General features: G+C 65.3%; 1 protein-coding gene. It reads left to right on the forward strand.

Features of this window, described 5'->3' with window-relative positions; all coding sequences use genetic code 11:
* The coding region (locus tag ON27_RS09410; protein WP_043722640.1) for a cytochrome b at nucleotides 1-614 on the forward strand (614 nt) is incomplete at both ends.

Consider the following 614-nt stretch of genomic DNA (forward strand, 5'->3'; position numbering starts at 1 on the left):
CTGAACATCACGTTCGAGGTGCGCGGCGGTCTGTTCGTCCGGCAGGTGCACCACTGGGCGGCGCTGCTGTTCGCCGTCTCGATCATCGTCCACTTGTTCCGGATCTTCTTCACCGGCGCGTTCCGCAAGCCGCGTGAGGCGAACTGGGTAATCGGTTCGCTGCTGCTGATCCTGGCGATGTTCGAGGGCTTCTTCGGCTACTCGCTGCCCGACGACCTGCTCTCCGGCACCGGGCTGCGGGCCGCGTTCTCGGGCATCACGATCTCCATCCCGATTGTCGGCACCTGGATGCACTGGCTGATCTTCGACGGCGACTTCCCCGGCGACATCATCATCCCGCGCCTGTACATCGCGCACGTGCTGCTGTTCCCGGGCATCATCCTGGCATTGATCGCCGTCCATATCGCGCTGGTGTGGTACCAGAAGCACACCCAGTTCCCCGGCCCGGGCCGCACGGAGAACAACGTGGTGGGCGCGCGGATCGTGCCGGTGTTCGCCGCGGATCAGGGCGCGTTCTTCGCCTTCACGCTCGGCGTCGTGGGCATCATGGGCGGCCTGTTCCAGATCAACCCGATCTGGAACCTCGGCCCGTACAACCCCTCGCAGGTGTCGGC

Origin of the sequence: Nocardia asiatica NBRC 100129 (assembly GCF_000308415.1) — a bacterium.
Classification (GTDB): domain Bacteria; phylum Actinomycetota; class Actinomycetes; order Mycobacteriales; family Mycobacteriaceae; genus Nocardia; species Nocardia asiatica.